Source organism: Erythrobacter sp. (assembly GCF_040217515.1).
Classification (GTDB): domain Bacteria; phylum Pseudomonadota; class Alphaproteobacteria; order Sphingomonadales; family Sphingomonadaceae; genus Erythrobacter.
Window position 1 is genome coordinate 49323 of record NZ_JAVJPT010000011.1, and the last position, 17329, is coordinate 66651.

The window sequence follows — 17329 nt, forward strand, 5'->3', positions numbered from 1 at the left end:
CGCAAGAGGTAAGTTTTGGATTAAGCCACCGCCCCGAATGGCTCTCCGGCGCGGGCTGGCCCGGCGATGAGCGCGGCGAGGTCGAGCAGCAAGGCGGGGCCGATCGCGGTTTCGATCATGCCGATCGCAACGCGCGACCATTCAGGGCCGAAGCCGCCGGGCACCTGGCCGGGTTCGGCCGAGCCGGTCGTGATGTCTTCTATCGCGTCGACACACAGGGCATAGGAATGGCCCGCCACGCTCACCACTGCAGCGCGGTGATCGGTCGCCCAGCAGGCATCGTCGAAGCCGAGGGCGAGGCGGCAGTCGATCACGGTGAGCGCCTGGCTGCGCATGGCGGTGATACCGGCAATGAAAGCGGGCGTTCGCGGAACCGGGGTGACCGCGCCGATTTCTATCACCGAACTCACGTCATGGGCATGGAGCGCGCAGCGCCGCCCGGCGATCAGGGTCATGACGAGAAGGTCGTTCATCGGCTGCCTCCCGTGCGGGCCTGCTGAAGCGCGTCGACCAGCGCGGCGCGATCATAGCGATAGATGGTCTCGCCATGGCCCGCATCGGGCTGGTCGCTGAGGCGGAGGACAGGGCCCGCCACCGGCCGTTCGAGCGCGGCGGCGACCTCGTAGACATCCTCGAACATGATGGTGAGTGCGACCTCGTCATCGGCCACGGTCCCCTCGGCGATCTCGTAACCGGCCGCGGTGACGAGCGGGGCGAGGATGGTGCGCGCCCATTCGCTGTCCGGCAGACGGGCGAGCGGGCGCGCGGCGGGTTCGGGCGGCTCGCCATGGCGGGCGAAAAGCGCATGCCCGTCGAGGAGGGTAATGGTCTTGCCGCCGACCAGCGTCACCGCCTCGACCAGCGGGTCGTCGGCGACGGGTTTGAGCGGCTCGGTCAATTCGACCGCATCGTCGACCTCGGCCACCGCGTGGAGCAGTTCGCAGGCCCCGTCCGAAAGCCGCAGCAGGCGGACCTTTTCCGATTGCAGCGGTCCTTCGGGAAGGCCCACGAGCGGAAGGATGAGCCCATCGATCACCGCCCGCGTGGTGCGCGTGCTGCGGTCGATCGCGCCGACCGGAGCGGTCTCGATCCGTTTGACCAGTTCGAGCCTGATGCCCGAGCGTCGGCCCTCGAAATCGGTGAACAGCATCGCTCGCATCGCGCCGGCTGCGGTGTGCTCGTCCTCTTCCATCCCGGTCTTAAGCACGCGGGTGCGCGCATCCGAGACAAGGTCGTGCATCCCTGCGATATTGGTCACATCGAGCAGCAGGACCGGGCGTCCATCATCGAGCAGGGTGGAGCCTGCGTAAAATCCGCTTTTCATCACCGCTGGCGCGAGAGGCTTGACCACAAGGTCCCCGTGACTGTGGATGCGGTCCACCGCGAGCGCGAACAGGTCCCCGCTGGCGAGGCGCAGCATCACCATGGTGTGATCGCCCTCGGCGATATCGCTGCAATCGAGGCCGAGTACGTCCGACAGCAGCAGGCAAGGCACGCGCTGGCCGCGGAAGGTGATGAGCGCGGTTTCGCCCATGCGCGTGTAATCGAGCGCCTTGGCCGAGGAATGGACGATCTCCTCGACATAGCTTTGCGGGATGGCGAAACGCTGCGTGCCCGTCTCCACCGTCAGCCCGGCGATAATCGACAGGGTGAGCGGGATCTGGAGGGTGAAAAGGGTGCCCACGCCCGGCTGGCTGGACACCTTGATGCTGCCGCCGACGCGCTCGAGATTCTGCCGCACCACGTCGAGGCCCACGCCCCGCCCGGATACGCCGGTGACCGTCTCCGCGGTCGAAAAGCCGGGTTCGAAGATCAGCTGGAGGATCCTGTCGCGGTCCATTTCCCGCCGCTCGGCCTCGCTCACGAGCCCGGTGGCGACGGCCTTGGCGGCGATGCGCTCCTCATCCAGCCCGCGCCCGTCATCGCTGACGACGATGGAAATGGTGTTGCCGGACTGGCGCGCGGCGATCGACAGCAGCGCGATTTCGCGCTTGCCCGTGGCGAGCCGGTCGGAGGGCGGTTCCACCCCGTGGTCGATCGCGTTCCTTATGATGTGGGTGAGAGGGTCGCGCACGACCTCGATCATCTCGCGGTCGAGTTCGACATCGCCGCCTTCCAGATCGATCATCACCTGCTTGCCGAGCTCGCTCGAAAGGTCGCGCACCAGCCGGGGGAGCGAGGCGAACAGGGTTTCGATCCGCTGCATGCGCATCCGCGTGATAGCGTCGCGCACATCGGACAGGATCGTGGTGAGTCGCTCGAACGGACCGTCGATGGTCGGCTGGTTGCCCGCCTGGCGCAGCCTGTGGGCAAGATCGTTGCGCGCCAGCACCATGTCGGACACGCCGCTCATCACCCGGTCGAGCAGTTCGACCGGGAGGCGGATCGAGCGCTGGGCCTGGCCCGAAGAGGGTGCGCGCTGCTCGCTGCGAGCGTTCGCGGCCTCCCCGTCATCCGCGCCCGTTTCTCCGGCCGGTGCATTTTCGCCGCGAGCGTCGATCTCGATCTCGGGCATTTCGTCAAGCGCCGCGATCAGTTCTTCGTCGCCGCCAGCGGGAAATTCTTCGCCCGCCTCGATCGCATCGACCATCGCCGCGATCCGGTCGATGATCGCGAGCACGGCGGAAACCAGCGCGCTGTCGGGTTCGCGCCGGCCGGCGCGGCAATCGGCGAGCGCATCCTCGGCTGCATGGCTGAGGCCGGCAAGGCGCGGAAAGTCGAAGAAGCCGCAATTGCCCTTCACCGTGTGGACGAAGCGGAAGATCGTGTCGAGCCGCGCGCGATCGGCCGGATCGGCTTCCCAGGCGATGATCTCGCCCTCGCTCGCTTCCAGCATTTCGCGTGTCTCGGCGACGAAATCCGCCAGCAGCTCGTCCATCGTGCGCGCCCCAATTGCATCAGTGCGCGCCTTTATTCGCAGGGGATGGTTAACGAAGGCCTAGCGCGCCTTCCCTTGGGGTTCCCGCGCCTGCCTGCGGTCGAACAGGTACCACACAAGGCCGATGGCGCTGACCGCGCCGAACACATTGGCGGCAAGCTCGGCGAAATAGACCGCTTCGCTGCCCCATGGGCCCTGAAGCAGCCAGGCGACCGGCAGCATGACGACGAACACGCGCCCGATCGACTGGACCAGCGCGTAGCCCGCCTTGTCGATCGCGTTCATGATCCCGTTGCCGACGATCAGCAGGCCGAAACCGGCATAGCCCCAGGCGGCAATCTTCAGGTAGGTCTTGAATTCCTCGATAACCGGCGGGTCGTCGGTGAAAAGGTCGGCGAACCAATCCCCCGCCGTGACCATGCCGACGGCGACGAACAGGCCCCAGGCGATGCAGAATCCGCCCGCAAGCATCGCCGCCTCGCGCGCGCGGCCGAACTGGCGCGCGCCCCAGTTCTGCCCGACGATCGCGCCGATGCTCGCCGACAGGCCGAGCAGCGGGACCGTCGCGAAGCTCTGCAGCCGTCCGGCCGCGCCGAAGCCGGCAACTGCCGCCTCGCTCTCGAGCGCCACCAGCGCGGTAAGAATGGCGAGGCCGAAAGGATTGATCGCATTGGAAAAGGCGGCGGGCAGGCCCACGCGCAGGATCGCCCGGGCGGGGTCGAGCACCCGGCCCCTGAAAATCAGCGACAGGTCGAGCGGGATCGCGCATTTCATCACCAGCGCCACCGCGACCGCGACGCCGCAGGCCCAGCCGATCACCGTGGCATAGGCCGCGCCGATGATGCCCAGCCCCTCGAACCCGAAAGCCCCGGTGATCAGGATCGGATCGAGCGCCCAGTTTGCCGCAGCATAGGTTATCGAGACGAGGCTTGTCTTCTGCGCCTCGCCCTGGCCTCGCAGGACCCCGTTGAAGCCCATGGTCGCGATCAGCAGCGGAAAACCGAGCGCAAAGGGCTGCATGTAGGTCCGGATCAGCGGCAGCGTGTCCTCTCCCGCATTCATCAGTGCAAAGATGGGGTCGAGCAGGAGAAACAGGCCGAGCCCCATGACGAGACCGGTCAAAGCGGCGAAGGCTATGCCGAAATTGGCCCGGCGCGCGGCCTTGTGCGCGTCGCCTTCGCCCAGCGCGCGGGCGACGACCGAATTGATCCCCACCATGAGCCCCACGCCCAGCGAGGTGAGCGCGACCGAGATCGGGAAGATGAAGGAGATCGCCGCCAGCGCGTCAGGCCCCAGCTGTCCGACGAAATAGGCATCGACCAGCCCGATCGACATGATCGCGGCAACGCCCACGATCATCGGCAGGGTCTGGGCGACGAGATGGCGCGGTATGCTGCCCGTGACGAGCTTGGCCGGCGCGCTCGCCGGATCGGCGGGCGCGCGTGGGTGTCCCGTCTCTGCCTTGCTCGCCGCGCTCATCGCCGACCGACGTAATGGCGGGCAGGCGGCTTGGCAAAGGCAAAGCGTGCAAGCCTTGCTTGCGGCGATGTGCAAAGCCGTGCGATAGGACCGGTGCGGCTCCAAGCCACGCGAGACGAGAGGACACCCGACATGGCAACCCAGCTCAAGCCCGGAAACGAAAAGGGCATCGATTGCAGCAAGGAAGAATGGCAGGCCCGCCTCGACCTTGCGGCGTGCTATCGCATCTTCGACCATCTCGGCTGGTCGGAATCGATCTACAACCACATCTCGGTGAAGGTCCCGGGAGAGGAGGACACCTTCCTCATCAACCCGTTCGGCCTGCTCTATGACGAGGTGACGGCGAGCAATCTCGTCAAGATCGATGTCGAGGGCAACAATGTCGGCGGGTCGCCCTACATGGTGAACAAGGCAGGCTTCACCCAGCATGCCTATTTCCACCAGCACCTGGGCGAGCGTGCAGCCGCGATCTGCCATGTTCACACCACCGCAACGATGGCGGTGTGCAGCCACAGGGACGGGCTGCTGCCGACCAATTTCTATGCCTGCAATTTCCAGGGCCAGATCGGCTATCACGATTTCGAAGGCGTCACCGTCCGGCCCGAAGAAGGCGAGCGGCTGGTCGAGAACCTTGGCGAGCATTCCATATTGATGCTGCGCAATCACGGTCCGGTGGTGATGGACAAGACCATCCCCGGCATGTTCGTGAAGATGTGGGCCCTGCAGCGCGCCTGCGAAATCCAGGTCGCTACGCTCGGCATGGGCGATCCGCAGCTGGTCCCTCAGGAGGTGGTCGATGTCCACCAGCGCGACCTTTCGGTGATGGCCGGACAGGGCGGCGCGGGTGTGTTCGATTTCGAGGCGTGGAAGCGCAAGATCGACCGGATCGACGACAGCTGGCGCAGCTGAGTCCCTTGCGGACCTGACGCGCGGGACCCCGCCGATGTCGAGCATGACGGTCAATGATCGCCCGGTGCGGTTCGATCTCGATCCGGACATGCCGCTCGTCCACGCGCTGCGCGATGCGATGAACCTGACGGGCACGAAAGCCTGCGGGGGCGATTGCATCGGCGCGTGCATGGTGCTGGTCGACGGGGCGGCCCTGCGATCGTGCCGGATCACGCTGGCCGAGGCGGAGGGGCGTTTCATCACCACGATCGAGGGGCTGTCGCGCGATCGTTCGCACCCTGTGCAGCAGGCCATGGTCGCCGAACAGGCGATCCAGTGCGGCTATTGCACGCCCGGCATAGTGATCGCGGCGGCCGCGCTGATCCAGCGCAACCCGGCGCCGAGCGAGGCCGAGATTGCCGAAGCGATTGCCAACATGTGCCGCTGCGGGGTCTATCCGCGCCTCGTGCGGGCGGTGCAGCGCGCAGGCCGCGTCCAGCAGCGGCGCGAAAGCATCAGCGCCGCCCCGCCGCCGAATGTCAGCGCCGAGGACGCCGCGAGGGCCGTCCCGGCGCTGAGGCCTTCACGCGACTGAGCTAGAACCGGGCCGTCACCGCGAACCGTGCATTGAGCGGCGGGGCGACCGTCGCCTGGTGCGTGGCATGGGCGTTGGGGAAATAGAGCTCGTCGGTCAGGTTCTCGACATTGACCTGCAGGCGAACAGTGTTGGTCACGTCATACCAGGCCGCCGCATCGATGCGGGTATAAGCCGGAAGGATCGCATTGTTGCCGTTGTCGGCGAAGCTTGATCCCTGGTGCGTCAGCCCAAGCCCGAGGCCGAGTCGGTCGCCGACGGAAAAATCGTTCCACACCGAAACCATGTGTTCGGGCAGTTCGCGGGGGCGAAGACCGGTCGGGCCGGTGCGGCTCACCTGCTCGCCGTCGAGATAGGAATAGCCTGCCGATACCGACCAGAAATCGGTCAGATCGCCGTTCAGCGCGATCTCGAAACCGCGGATCTGCGAATCGATCACGTCGAGCGTTTCGGGGTCGTTGTCGCTCGGCTGCGGCGAGCTCTGCTCGATCTCGAACACGGCAGCCGTCAGCGCGAGCCGGTCGGCGAAATCCCATTTCAGCCCCGCCTCCAGATTGGTGAAGGTGTCGGGATCGAGTGCGGCCGCCGCGCCGTTGATGTTGGCGAACTGCTCGCCCGAGCGCGGCAGGAAGCTTTCCGAATAGCTGGCATAGATCGAAACGTTCTCACGCGGCTTGACGATCAAGCCCAGACGCGGGGAGATCTCCTCGTCGAGGCGGCTGCGCAGCTCGCCCGAGACGACGTTGTCGACCGTGATGTCGAAACTGTCGAAGCGCGCACCGACCACCAGCCGCAGCCAGTCCGCGACCTCGACTTCGTCCTGGACATAGGCCGAGACGACTTCGATATCGACGCGCGTGTCGTCGTTGAGATCGGCGGTGAAATCGTTGACGGTGCGCTGGCCGAAGGCATTGGTCCCGACCCCGCCGCGCAGCGCCAGCGGGCGCTGGATCGTGAAGATCTCGTTGTCGTCTTGCGTCGTGTCCCAGAAGGCGTTGAACCGGAACTGGTCGGAGGACGTGTCGATATACTCCGCCCCGGCCACCAGCGTGTGGGCGATGCGGCCTGTGTCGAACGCGCCGACGAGATTGGCCGTGAGGATGAGGTTCTGCCGCTCGACCTCGTCGACATAGCCGTCGAGCGTGACTTGGGTAGGCGTGTTCACGGCATCGTAGCCGCTGGCGTAGAAATTCGAATAGAACTTGTCGTAATCGCCGTAGAACGCGCTCGCATTGACTTTCAGATCGTCCGAGAAATCGTGCTGCAGCAGCGCGCGGAAGGTGTGCGCCTCAAGCGCATTGTAGTTTTCGATCGGATCGCCGAAGACGATGTCCTCGAACGCTTCGACCGGCCGGCCGTCGGCGCCGGTGGGAATGCCGCGATCGATGAAGCGTTCGTGGTCGATATATTCATAGGCGAGATCGATCACCGTGTCGGGGCCGAGCCGCGCGCGCAGCGTTGGGTTGATGCCGATCCGTTCCCCGTCATAGAAATCGCGATGGTTGTCGAGGCTCTCATACATGGCGTTGAGGCGGAAGGCCGCATTGTCGCCTGCCGGCAGGTTGAAATCGGCGTAGACTCCGGCTTCGCCGAACGTGTCGAGGGCGACTTGCGCGCTGCCGAAAGTTTCGTCGAAGACGCCCTTCTTGGTCACGCGGTTGACGATGCCGCCCGTCCCGCCGCGCCCGAACAGCAGCGCATTGGGTCCGCGCAGGATCTCGACCTGCTGGAGGTTGTAGAGCGCGCGGTAGTACTGGACGTCGTCGCGCACGCCATCGATGAAGAAGTCGGCCGTCGAACGGATGCCGCGAATGATGATCGCGTCGCGATGGCCTTCGCCCTGCGACATGGTGACGCCGGGCGTGTAATCGGCGATCTGCGCGATGCTGGTGAAACCGCGCCGCTCGATCTCCTCTTCGGTCACGATGGAGAGGCTCTGCGGTACGTCGAGCACCGGGGTGGGCGATTTCAGCGCGTTGACGAGGTCGGAATAGAGCACTTCGCCTTTGACCACGATGCTGTCGAGTGCGGGGCTGTTGTCGGTGGCGGCAGTGGCGGAATCGGCAGTGTCGGCGCTGTCGGATTCGGCGGTGGTTTCCGCATGCGCCGGGAAGGCAAGGGCGGCGCAGCCCATCAGCAGGGCGGCGCGCGTAAGGCGAAATGTCATGTAAAATCCCTGAGTCAGAAGTGTCGTCTGCGGATGCCCCCGCATCCGTGTGAGAATCAGCTAATGCAAGTTATTTGCAAGAGCAAGCGAAGACGGACATTTTTCTCGCCCCGGCGCGCGCCTGTGGCATTGGCGCCGCGACCGGGCTAGGCGATTGGCCGAAGCAAGGCAGGAGGACAGCCATGAAGGCGACGATCTGGCACAATCCCAAATGCGGGACCTCGCGAAAGACGCTCGCGATCCTCGACAACCTGAAAGGCGTCGACCTGACCGTGGTCGAATATCTCAAGGACCCGCCTACGCGCGACAAACTCGCCCAGCTTTACATCGATGCCGGAATCAGTCCCAGGGACGGGCTGCGGCTGCGCGGGACCGATGCCGAAGAGCGCGGCCTGCCGCAAGCCGATGTCGATACCATCCTCGATGCGATGGTCGCCGACCCGATCCTGATCGAGCGTCCGCTGGTCGAGACCGAAAAGGGCGTGCGCCTGTGCCGACCGCAGGACCGGGTGCTGGAGATCCTTTGATCCCATAACCCCGCCCGGCGTGCGATATCCGCGCTTTCCTGGCGAGTCTCAGTCGCCCGTCGCACCGGTGAGGTCGCGGTCGGATTGCAGCGCGAACCAGCCGTGCATCAGCACGCCGAGACACAGCGCGACAATCAGGCCGAAGCCGAGCCAGTCGGAGTGGTTGTAAAGCCACACGCCGAGCGCGGGCGCGTAAATGTAACTCGCCCCGGCAAGGCTCGCGACGATGCCGGAGGCCTGCCCCTGTTCCGCCCGCGTCACTGCGAGCGAGGTGCCCGAGGTCGTGCCGGGGCGGAACAGGCCGAAGCCCAATGAGGCGATCGCATAGCCCAGCGCGATCGTGTGGATGGTTGCGCCCAGCGCCAGCACCGTGGTGCCGAAAGCGGCAATGGCGAGCCCCCACAAAGTCGCCGCGCGCGGGCCGAGGTCGAAGCGTGGGATCAGGCCCCATTGCGCGAGCAGCGTTGCGATCGCCCCGCTCATCAACACCAGCCCGACCGGGCCCGCGCCCTCGGTTGGCGTGTCGCGCAGGCCCAGCCTGTCCAGCACGAGGAAGCCCGACACGCCGAGCACCATGGCCTGCGCGTGCCCGCCGAAAAAGCCGGCGATCACCCAGGGTCGCAGCCTCTTGTCGAACCAGCTGAGCCGTCCGGGTTCGCCGCGGGCTTTCGGTTCGTCGGTCCCGTCCTCCTCGAAACTCGCATCGGGATCGCTCGGCGCGCCCGATCCGCTCGAATAGGGAGCGGCGAAACCGCGGGCGGCGAATTGCGGTTCGTCATTGGGCAGGCGCAGGCGCAGCACGACAAGCGCCGCCATCCCGATCGCGGCGAAGCACAGGAACGGCCCGACCAGGCCGAGCCCGAGCAGGGGCAGCACCATCAGGGGGGCGAGCGCGGGGCCGATGACGGTGCCGAGCCCGAAGCTCGAAGCGATCAGCGAAAGCGCCTGCGTCCGTTCCGCGCGCGGCGTGCGCGAGGCGACATAGGCCTGCACCGCCGGAGGCGCGGCGCTGCCGAAACCGCCATAGAGGCTGCGCGCGGCGGCAAAGGTGACGAGCGTTGCGAGCGCTCCTATCCAGCCCGACAGACCGGCATAGAGCGTGAGGCCGCACAGCGTCATCGACACGACGAAGCCCATGAGGCCCAGCGCCATCATCGCCTTGCGCCCGCGCCGATCCGATCGCCGCGCCCAGATCGGTGCGCACACCACCCACAGCAGCGCCGACCAAGAATAGGCGAGGCTGATCCACACGTCCTCGACACCCAGCGCCGTGCCGATCGAAGGCATGACCGATTGCATCGCGGTGTTGCCCGCCGCTGTCACCAGCATGACGGTGAACAGCAGCGCCATGCGCCCGCGCGAAATCGAGCCGGGTCGCGTTGTCGTCAGGGGCGGGGGATCGGCATCGGCCATGGTCCCTTGCGCTAGGCGAGGGCGCGGATTCGCGCAATCGGCCTTGGGCGCGTCCGCCGCTCGCGCCTTATTCGAACGTCTCGGCGACCTCGCTGCCGCCACCTGACAGCTGCCGGTGGATCGCCGCGAGCACGGTGAGGTAGATCGCCCCCGTCGCGGCATTGGCAAGCGCGCCCACGAAGCCGCTGCCGATCCGCGCCACCTCGTCCCCCATCGCCGCGAAGACAAGGCCGAAAACCAGCGACACGATCACGGTGATGATCGTGATGACGATGAACAGCAAGAGGAGGAATACGAACAGCCGCAGGGTGTTGCCCTTGGTCAGGCGCCATGACCGGGCGATGATTGCGATGGGATTGAGCGCGCCCTCGATCCCGATCACGGCCGGGATAAGGATCAGCTTGAAAGCGGCATAGACGAGCACCACCACCAGCAGGAATGCGAGCACCGCCGCCGCCACGGGCGCGAATGCCGCGACCAGCGCGACCGGAAGGCCGATCGCGAGCCCCGCGCCGATGGCGAACAGGACCTGTGTCGCGAAATAGCTTGGTGCGCCGAAGATCCCGGCCTTGAGCGCTTCGCCTACCGTGGGATTGCCACCCCGCCGCAGCAGCGCCAGCACGGCGAGCGCGCCGACATAGCCGAAGATCACCGTAAGCAGGAGATAGGGCCAGTTGTCGGCATAGGCCTCCTGGAAGGTCGCGTTCAGCGCCTCCATCACCATTTCCGGCGAAGCGTCGGGCGGCAGGTCGGTGGTGGCGGTTTGGGACATTTCGGGCGCGAGCAGCGCGACCGCGAATTGCGGCAGGAAATAGAACAGCCCCACAACCGTCGCGATCACCCCGAAATTGGCCGAAAGCAGCGCCATCGCATCGTTCCACGCGCCACCCATGTCGAGCTTGACCGGATTGCCGTCGCCCTTGCCTTCCCCATTGCCAGCCATGTCGATCCCCGTTGCCATGAATGAGGCCCGCGCCGGCCCGGCCGATGCTTGCCTCTTGATATGCGCCGCTAATGCCCCCACGCAGGCCCCATGGCAAGCACCGCCCCCGATTCCGCGACCCGCAATGTTCCCGATCCCGCGATCGAATGGCGCGTCTCGCACGCTCCCGTTCCCTATACCGACGCGCTCGCCGAAATGGAGGCGCGTAACTCCGCCATCGCCGCGGGCGAGGCGCGCGAGATGGTCTGGCTGCTCGAACACCCGCCGGTCTACACCGCCGGGACCAGCGCGGACCCGGCCGAACTGGTCGATCCGCGCTTCGAAGTGGTCGAGGCCGGGCGCGGCGGGCGCTACACCTATCACGGGCCGGGACAGCGGGTCGGCTACCTGATGCTGGACCTGAACAGGCGCGGCAAGGACGTGCGCTGCTTCGTCCACGCGATCGAGGGCTGGGTGATCGATACACTGTCCGATTTCGGGGTCGAGGCCTGGCGCAGCGCGGGGCGGGTCGGCATCTGGACCCGCGACATCGACGGGCGCGAGGCGAAGATCGGCGCGATCGGCGTGCGCGTGCGGCGCTGGGTGACTTGCCACGGTTTCTCGGTCAATCTCGACCCCGACCTTGCGCATTTCTCCGGCATCGTGCCCTGCGGGATCGAGGAATTCGGCGTGACGAGCCTCGCCCGGCTGGGCAAGGACGTGACCTGCGAGCAATGGGATGCGGCGCTCATCGCGCGGGCGCGCGATTTCCTCGATACGCTGGACAAAACGGGACGCAATCGATGTCGCTGACCATCGCCAGACGGGCCGCGCCGTGCTGCGCCGCGCTGCTGCTGCTGCTGGCGGCCTGCGAGGAAGAGGCGGCCGAGGCTCCGCGCACGGACAATCAGGGCGGCGAGGCCGCGGGCGAGGTGCTGGGCGGCACGATCAGCGACGACATGCTCCCGCTCGAGCGGCTGCGCTCGCAATCCCCCCCGCTCGAGCGCGAGCCCGGCGCGGGCGGGCGATCCGCAGCTGCGGACGACAGCGAAGCGACGACCGGGAGCGGCGCGGAGGACGAGGCCGATCCCCCCGCGCCTGCACCGGCACCATCGCCGGGTCCGGCGCCTGCTCCCGCGCCTGCCCCCGCGCCGAATTCCACCGGGCTCCCGGTCGCGCCGCCCGTTACCGACTAAGCGTGCGGGCAGGGTTCAGGCCGCTGCGCCCGTACCGGTTTCGGTGCCCTCTTCCTCGGCCAGCGTCGGGTAGTCGACATAGCCTTCGGGTATCGGGAAGTACCAGCTCTTGGGCACGTCCTTGTTCGGATTGAGATGCGCGCCCTTGGCGATCCGCGTCTCGAGGTCCGGGTTCGAGATATAGGGCCGTCCGAAACTCACCGCATCGCATAGGCCGCCCGCGATCGCTTCCTCGGCGGCCTCGGCGGTGTAATCCGAATTGAGGATCAGCGCGCCCGAATAGCCTTCGCGGATGACCGGGTTCTGCTTGGGAATGTCGGTCGAGCCGAAAGTCCCGTCGGGCCCGGGTTCGCGCAGTTCGACGAAAGCGAGGCCAAGCTCCTCGCACACTTTCGCCGCCGCGCCGAAGGTCGCTGCGGGATCGCTGTCGTCCACCCCTTGCGTCTCGCCATTGGGAGACATGCGGATACCGACTTTGTCGGCCCCCCAGACATCGATCAGCGCCTCGAGCACTTCGCGCATGAAGCGGGTGCGCTTTTCGGGGCTGCCGCCATATTCGTCGGTCCTGAGATTCGAGGAATCGCGCAGGAACTGGTCGACCAGATAGCCGTTCGCGCCGTGCAGCTGGACCCCGTCGAAGCCCGCCGCCTTTGCGTTCTCGGCGGCGTGGCGGTAATCGGCGACGACGCGCCTGATATCCTCGGGGGACAATTCGCGGGCGAGCGCATAGTCCTGCTTGCCGACAGGGGTGTGGGCCTGGCCGGGGGCCTGCGTCGCGCTGGCCGAGACGGGCGGTTCCCCGTCGAGGAACCAGGGGTGGACGAGGCGGCCCATGTGCCACAGCTGCATGACGATCAGGCCGCCTTGCTCGTGCACGCCTTCGGTCGTCAGCTTCCAGCCTTCGACCTGCTCGTCGCTCCAGATGCCCGGCGCGCTCGGCCAGCCTAGCCCTTCGCGGCTGATGCCGGTCGCCTCGGTCAGGATCATGCCGGCGCCCGCGCGCTGGCGGTAATAGGTCGCCATCAGTTCGTTCGGCACGAACATCGGTTCGGCGGCGCGCCCGCGGGTAAGCGGGGCCATGAAGATACGGTTTTTCGCGGTGAGCGCGCCCATGGTGAGCGGCTGGAACAGGGCGTCGTGCATGCCTGTGGAATTCCTCCTGTTGCGTTGGCCTGGCTGTTCACTTGGAGGGGATGAGGCTAGGGCGCAACCATGGAAAAGAAGGGGCCAGCGACGCAAAGTCCTGCGACCGGCGTGTTGTCGGGCGTGCGCGGCTGGTTGCTGCTGGCGGCATTGCTGGCGGGCAATGTCGCGCTGGCGCTGGGGCCGTGGCTGGTGCGGCTGGCGGATACGGGGCCGGTCTCGGCGGCGTTCTGGCGGCTGCTGCTGGCGCTGCCCTTTCTCGTGGTCTTCGCGCGTGTCGCGGGCCAGCGGCTTTCCGGGATGCCGCGCCGAACGCTGGTGGCGGTGGCGATCGGTGCGAGTGCCTTCGCCCTCGACCTTGCCAGCTGGCATATCGGCATCGGCATGACCCGGCTGGCCAATGCGACTCTGTTCGGCAATTCGGGCAGCGTCGTGCTGCTGTTCTGGGGCTTTGTCATCGCCCGCACCTTGCCGCGCGGGGCGGAATGGCTGGCGATCCTGTGCGCGCTGGGCGGGGCGGCGATATTGCTGGGCCGCAGCCTCGAGATTTCGGACGCGACCTTCATCGGCGACCTTTTCTGCCTGACGGCGGGGTTGTTCTACGCGGTGTACCTGCTCAACCTGCAGGGCGCGCGTGGTCAGAGGGCGGGGGGCGGCTTTGGCGGGTGGAGCCTGCTTGTCTGGGTGAGCGTTTTCGCCTGTCCCATCCTGCTCGCCATCGCGCTGATCCTGGGCGAGCCGGTCTGGCCGACCGACTGGACGCCGATCCTCATCCTGTTCGTATCCAGCCAGCTGATCGGGCAGGGGCTGCTGGTCTTTGCGCTCGGCCATTTTCCGCCGCTGGTGATCGGGCTTGCGCTGCTGACCCAGCCGGCGATCGCGGCGCTGATCGGATACACGATGTTCGGCGAGGTTCTCACGCCGCTCGATGTGGCGGGGATGGTGCTTCTGGGAAGCGCGCTGGCGGTGGCGCGGGCGACCGCAGTGAAGCGCAAGGTCTAGCGTTCGGCCAAGAATTGCAAGAACGCAATTACTAGTAGGCTAGACCGGATCGGGACTTTGACCAATGCCAACGCCGCCAGTCCGACCAAGGGACGGCCGCTCCTTGCGATATCTCTAATCGCACGATGGTCATGCTCGTTCATGCGCCGGAGCATAGCGCGTGAGTGTTAGCTTCATCGAACCAGAGCGCTCAATCCCCGCTCGGCACGTCGCCGCCGGGGACTTCCTCGATTTCGACCTTACCGATATCGCCGCGGCCCACGGTCCCGCTGGCCATTTCGAGCATCCGGTCGAGGCTCCGCTTGGCTTTCAGGCGGATATCCTCGTCGATCTCGATGCGCGGTTCCAGGTCGCGCAGCGCGACGTAGAGCTTTTCCATCGTATTGAGCGCCATATAGGGGCAGATATTGCAGGCGCAGTTGCCGTCCGCGCCGGGCGCGCCGATGAAATTCTTTTCCGGCAGCGCCTTTTCCATCTGGTGGATGATGTGCGGCTCGGTCGCGACTATCAGCGTGTCGCCTTCGAAATCCCGCGCGTATTTGAGGATCGAAGAGGTCGATCCGACGTGATCGGCATGGTCGAGGATCGTCGGCGGGCATTCGGGGTGCGCGGCGATGGGCGCGCCGGGATGTTGTTCCTTGAGTTTCAGAAGCTCGGTCTCGTTGAACGCCTCGTGCACGATGCACACGCCCGGCCATAGCAGCATGTCGCGGTCGAACTTGCGATTGAGCCAGCCGCCAAGGTGCCGGTCGGGGCCGAAGATGATCGGCTGGTCCTTGGGGATCTGCTGGAGGATCGTCTCCGCGCTGGAGGACGTGACGATGATGTCGGACAGTGCCTTCACCTCGGTCGAACAATTGATGTAGGTGAGCGCGATGTGATCGGGATGGGCTTCGCGGAAAGCCCTGAACTTTTCGGGCGGGCAGCTGTCTTCGAGCGAACACCCGGCGTCCATGTCGGGGAGGATCACGGTCTTTTCAGGGCTGAGGATCTTCGCCGTGTCGGCCATGAACTTGACCCCGCAAAAGGCGATCACGTCCGCATCGGTATCGGCGGCCTTGCGCGAGAGTTCGAGGCTGTCGCCGACGAAGTCCGCAATGTCCTGGATGTCGGCGGTCTGGTAGTAATGCGCGAGGATAACGGCGTTGCGCTCCTTGCGCAGCCGCTCGATCTCGGCGAGCAGGTCTTCGCCGGTTGGAACTTTCGTTTCGATGCTCATGGTCGGATCCCCGCTGCTTCGTGACGGGACCGATATAGGTGCTTTTGCGCGCTTTTCGAGTGGGTATCACCGTGCCGACAGTCTTGGCGAATGTCTGCGCGCCGCGCGCTAGACGCCGCCGGCTATTGCCACGGCAAAGGCGCTGACCGCCTCCTGCGCGCCGAGCAGGGCAGAAACCGCATAGATCGAACCGATCGCGAGAAGTCCCGGCAGCCAGGCCCGGTGCAGCCGACCGGTCGCGCGCCAGTCCCATAGGGCAAGGCCCGCCAGCAGGGCACAATGGACGAGGCAGCGCGCTGCTTCGAATGCTCCGGTATTCGCAGCGAGCAGGGGAAGCGCGCTTTGCGGGCCGCCGAGAGCGGGGACAAGCAGGAGCAGGAAAACCCTGCCCAGCACCGGTTCGTAAAGCGCAAGCAGCGCACACAGCATCAGCCGCTTGTGCCACTCGCTGCGCCGCCGCTGCGCGAGCGCGAACGCGACGAGCCCGGTAAAGGCGACGAGGTCCATGTGGGTCATCACGAGGAAATAGCCCGGCGAAAAGATCGGCGGGATCCGCTCACCGGCAATGGCGGAGACCGCGACGATGCTCCCGCTGACGGCAATGCAAATGGCGAGCAGCCCGCCCGCCATTCCGAGCCTGCGGTGCAGCGCGATATCGCCCCCGGTGGCGAGCAGCGCCTGCACTGCGAACAGGCCGAGCCAGGCGGTCATCACCGCGACATGGAGGTGGGTTTCGACCGGATAGTCGAACGGGTCGAGCGCCATGACCAGTGCGAAGGCGGCGAAGACCGCGGCGGCCGTTCCCGCCAGCGCGCAGCCCGCGATGCGGAAGACGCGATTTTCGGCGCCACGCGCCGTGTTCCATTGCCCCGGGATTGTCGCCATGACCTGCCGTGGTCCCTTGCCGATTGCAGGTCGGTCTATGCCTGGGTTCGCTGCGGAAGGACATTCCGGTCGATCCCGCGGCGCGCCGCTGGCGTTTCGTTAAGGATGCCGGGGCATGGTCACGCCCCGCGCCAGATCTCGACGCCCGCCTCTTCCCCGCGCATGACGAGGCCGCGTTTTTCGAGGTCGATCAGGTGCGCCGTCACGCTCATTTCGGCGGCGGGAACGAGCCGCTCGTCGAGCCCCTTGTACATGGCCGGGATGAATTCGCTCACCGCGCGCGCTTCTTCGCCCAGCAGGCGCATGATCTGGTTTTCGCGCTGGCGGCGATGGCCGATCATGCCGCGCACCAGCTGGCGGGGCTTGGTGATCGCGGCGCCGTGGGCGGAGTGGTAAACCGTGTCCTCTCGCGCGAGCAGCTTTTCGAGGCTCGCCATATAGGCCCCCATGTCGCCGTCGGGCGGGACGACGACGCTGGTCGACCAGCCCATGACATGGTCCCCCGTGAACAGCGCGCCGCTCTCTTCCAGCGCGAAGCACAGGTGGTTCGAGGTGTGGCCGGGCGTCGCGACCGCTTTCAGGGTCCAGCCCGTCCCGGCCATGGCCTCGCCGTCCTCGAGCACGCGGTCCGGGGCGTAGGTGGTGTCGAAGCTCTCATCGGAACGGGGCAGGTCGGTCGACAGGACCAGCGGGGCGCAGCCTACGATCGGCGCGCGTGTGCGTCGGGCCAGCGGTGCGGCCGCGGGCGAGTGGTCGCGGTGGGTGTGGGTGCACATGATCGCGGTGACCTCGCGCCCCGCCACCGCCGCCTCGATCGCATCGAGATGCGCCTCGTCCGCCGGACCCGGATCGATCACCGCGCAGTCCGGCCCGTGGCTCTCGCCCACGACATAGGTCTGCGTGCCGGTATAGGTATAGGGCGAAGGGTTCGGCGCGAGCACGCGGCGCACCAGCGGCTCGAGCTGTTCGGCTTTGCCTGTGGGCCACGGTTTGGGAGGTATCTCGACCATCGCTG

Annotated in this window: 16 protein-coding genes; 6 read left to right on the forward strand and 10 right to left on the reverse strand. The window is 66.5% G+C overall.

All coding sequences use genetic code 11. The annotated features are described in order from the left end of the window. Window positions 1-20: 20 nt before the first annotated feature. From RIB52_RS12655 to RIB52_RS12665, 3 genes are read right to left on the reverse strand one after another with little or no spacing between them, the layout of a single operon-like run. Complete coding sequence (locus tag RIB52_RS12655) at window positions 21-473, reverse strand: chemotaxis protein CheW (protein ID WP_350176069.1); 453 nt, start codon at window positions 471-473, stop codon at window positions 21-23. Beyond that, complete coding sequence (locus RIB52_RS12660) at window positions 470-2878, reverse strand: chemotaxis protein CheA (protein ID WP_350176071.1); 2409 nt, start codon at window positions 2876-2878, stop codon at window positions 470-472. The genes RIB52_RS12655 and RIB52_RS12660 overlap by 4 nt, the downstream gene beginning before the upstream one ends. Window positions 2879-2938: 60 nt before the next feature. Beyond that, on the reverse strand, window positions 2939-4357 hold the full coding sequence (locus RIB52_RS12665; RefSeq protein WP_350176073.1) for an MATE family efflux transporter: 1419 nt from the start codon (window positions 4355-4357) through the stop codon (window positions 2939-2941). A gap of 132 nt (window positions 4358-4489) precedes the next feature. On the opposite strand from RIB52_RS12665, the gene RIB52_RS12670 reads away from it, so the two are divergent. Both RIB52_RS12670 and RIB52_RS12675 read left to right on the forward strand, forming a co-directional pair. Next, complete coding sequence (locus tag RIB52_RS12670; RefSeq protein WP_350176075.1) at window positions 4490-5266, forward strand: class II aldolase/adducin family protein; 777 nt, start codon at window positions 4490-4492, stop codon at window positions 5264-5266. Window positions 5267-5300: 34 nt separating this feature from the next. Then, window positions 5301-5840 carry a (2Fe-2S)-binding protein gene (locus RIB52_RS12675; protein WP_350176077.1) on the forward strand — a complete coding sequence of 180 codons (540 nt, stop codon included), beginning with the start codon at window positions 5301-5303 and terminating at the stop codon, window positions 5838-5840. A gap of 1 nt (window position 5841) precedes the next feature. Here the strand turns inward: RIB52_RS12675 and RIB52_RS12680 are convergent, their stop codons facing one another. Continuing rightward, window positions 5842-8007 (reverse strand): TonB-dependent receptor, encoded by a 2166-nt coding sequence (locus tag RIB52_RS12680; RefSeq protein WP_350176079.1) that lies wholly within the window; start codon window positions 8005-8007, stop codon window positions 5842-5844. Between the two features lie 182 nt (window positions 8008-8189). Here RIB52_RS12680 and arsC point away from each other — a divergent pair, with 182 nt between their 5' ends. Next, window positions 8190-8534 carry an arsenate reductase (glutaredoxin) gene (gene arsC / locus RIB52_RS12685; RefSeq protein ID WP_350176081.1) on the forward strand — a complete coding sequence of 115 codons (345 nt, stop codon included), beginning with the start codon at window positions 8190-8192 and terminating at the stop codon, window positions 8532-8534. 48 nt (window positions 8535-8582) lie between these two features. On the opposite strand, the gene RIB52_RS12690 is transcribed toward arsC, so the two are convergent. Continuing rightward, window positions 8583-9947 carry an MFS transporter gene (locus RIB52_RS12690; protein WP_350176083.1) on the reverse strand — a complete coding sequence of 455 codons (1365 nt, stop codon included), beginning with the start codon at window positions 9945-9947 and terminating at the stop codon, window positions 8583-8585. Window positions 9948-10014: 67 nt separating this feature from the next. Continuing rightward, window positions 10015-10908 (reverse strand): hypothetical protein, encoded by an 894-nt coding sequence (locus RIB52_RS12695; protein WP_350176085.1) that lies wholly within the window; start codon window positions 10906-10908, stop codon window positions 10015-10017. A 72-nt stretch (window positions 10909-10980) separates the two neighbouring features. On the opposite strand from RIB52_RS12695, the gene lipB reads away from it, so the two are divergent. Further along, window positions 10981-11682: a lipoyl(octanoyl) transferase LipB gene (gene lipB / locus RIB52_RS12700; RefSeq protein WP_350176087.1), complete on the forward strand. Its 702-nt coding sequence runs from the start codon at window positions 10981-10983 to the stop codon at window positions 11680-11682. Next, window positions 11673-12065 carry a hypothetical protein gene (locus RIB52_RS12705; protein ID WP_350176089.1) on the forward strand — a complete coding sequence of 131 codons (393 nt, stop codon included), beginning with the start codon at window positions 11673-11675 and terminating at the stop codon, window positions 12063-12065. The genes lipB and RIB52_RS12705 overlap by 10 nt, the downstream gene beginning before the upstream one ends. Before the next feature lie 15 nt (window positions 12066-12080). Here RIB52_RS12705 and RIB52_RS12710 read toward each other — a convergent pair whose 3' ends face one another. After that, a complete protein-coding gene (locus RIB52_RS12710; protein ID WP_350176091.1) occupies window positions 12081-13208 on the reverse strand; it encodes an alkene reductase in 1128 nt (375 codons plus the stop codon). A 69-nt stretch (window positions 13209-13277) separates the two neighbouring features. Between RIB52_RS12710 and RIB52_RS12715 the strand changes: the two genes are divergently transcribed. Beyond that, window positions 13278-14210 carry a DMT family transporter gene (locus RIB52_RS12715; RefSeq protein WP_350176093.1) on the forward strand — a complete coding sequence of 311 codons (933 nt, stop codon included), beginning with the start codon at window positions 13278-13280 and terminating at the stop codon, window positions 14208-14210. 190 nt (window positions 14211-14400) lie between these two features. Here the strand turns inward: RIB52_RS12715 and nadA are convergent, their stop codons facing one another. From nadA to RIB52_RS12730, 3 genes are all read right to left on the reverse strand, one after another. Further along, a complete protein-coding gene (gene nadA / locus RIB52_RS12720; RefSeq protein WP_350176095.1) occupies window positions 14401-15429 on the reverse strand; it encodes a quinolinate synthase NadA in 1029 nt (342 codons plus the stop codon). A 108-nt stretch (window positions 15430-15537) separates the two neighbouring features. Next, window positions 15538-16314 (reverse strand): hypothetical protein, encoded by a 777-nt coding sequence (locus RIB52_RS12725; RefSeq protein WP_350176097.1) that lies wholly within the window; start codon window positions 16312-16314, stop codon window positions 15538-15540. Window positions 16315-16433: 119 nt separating this feature from the next. Beyond that, on the reverse strand, window positions 16434-17324 hold the full coding sequence (locus RIB52_RS12730; protein WP_350176099.1) for an MBL fold metallo-hydrolase: 891 nt from the start codon (window positions 17322-17324) through the stop codon (window positions 16434-16436). Window positions 17325-17329 lie beyond the last annotated feature (5 nt).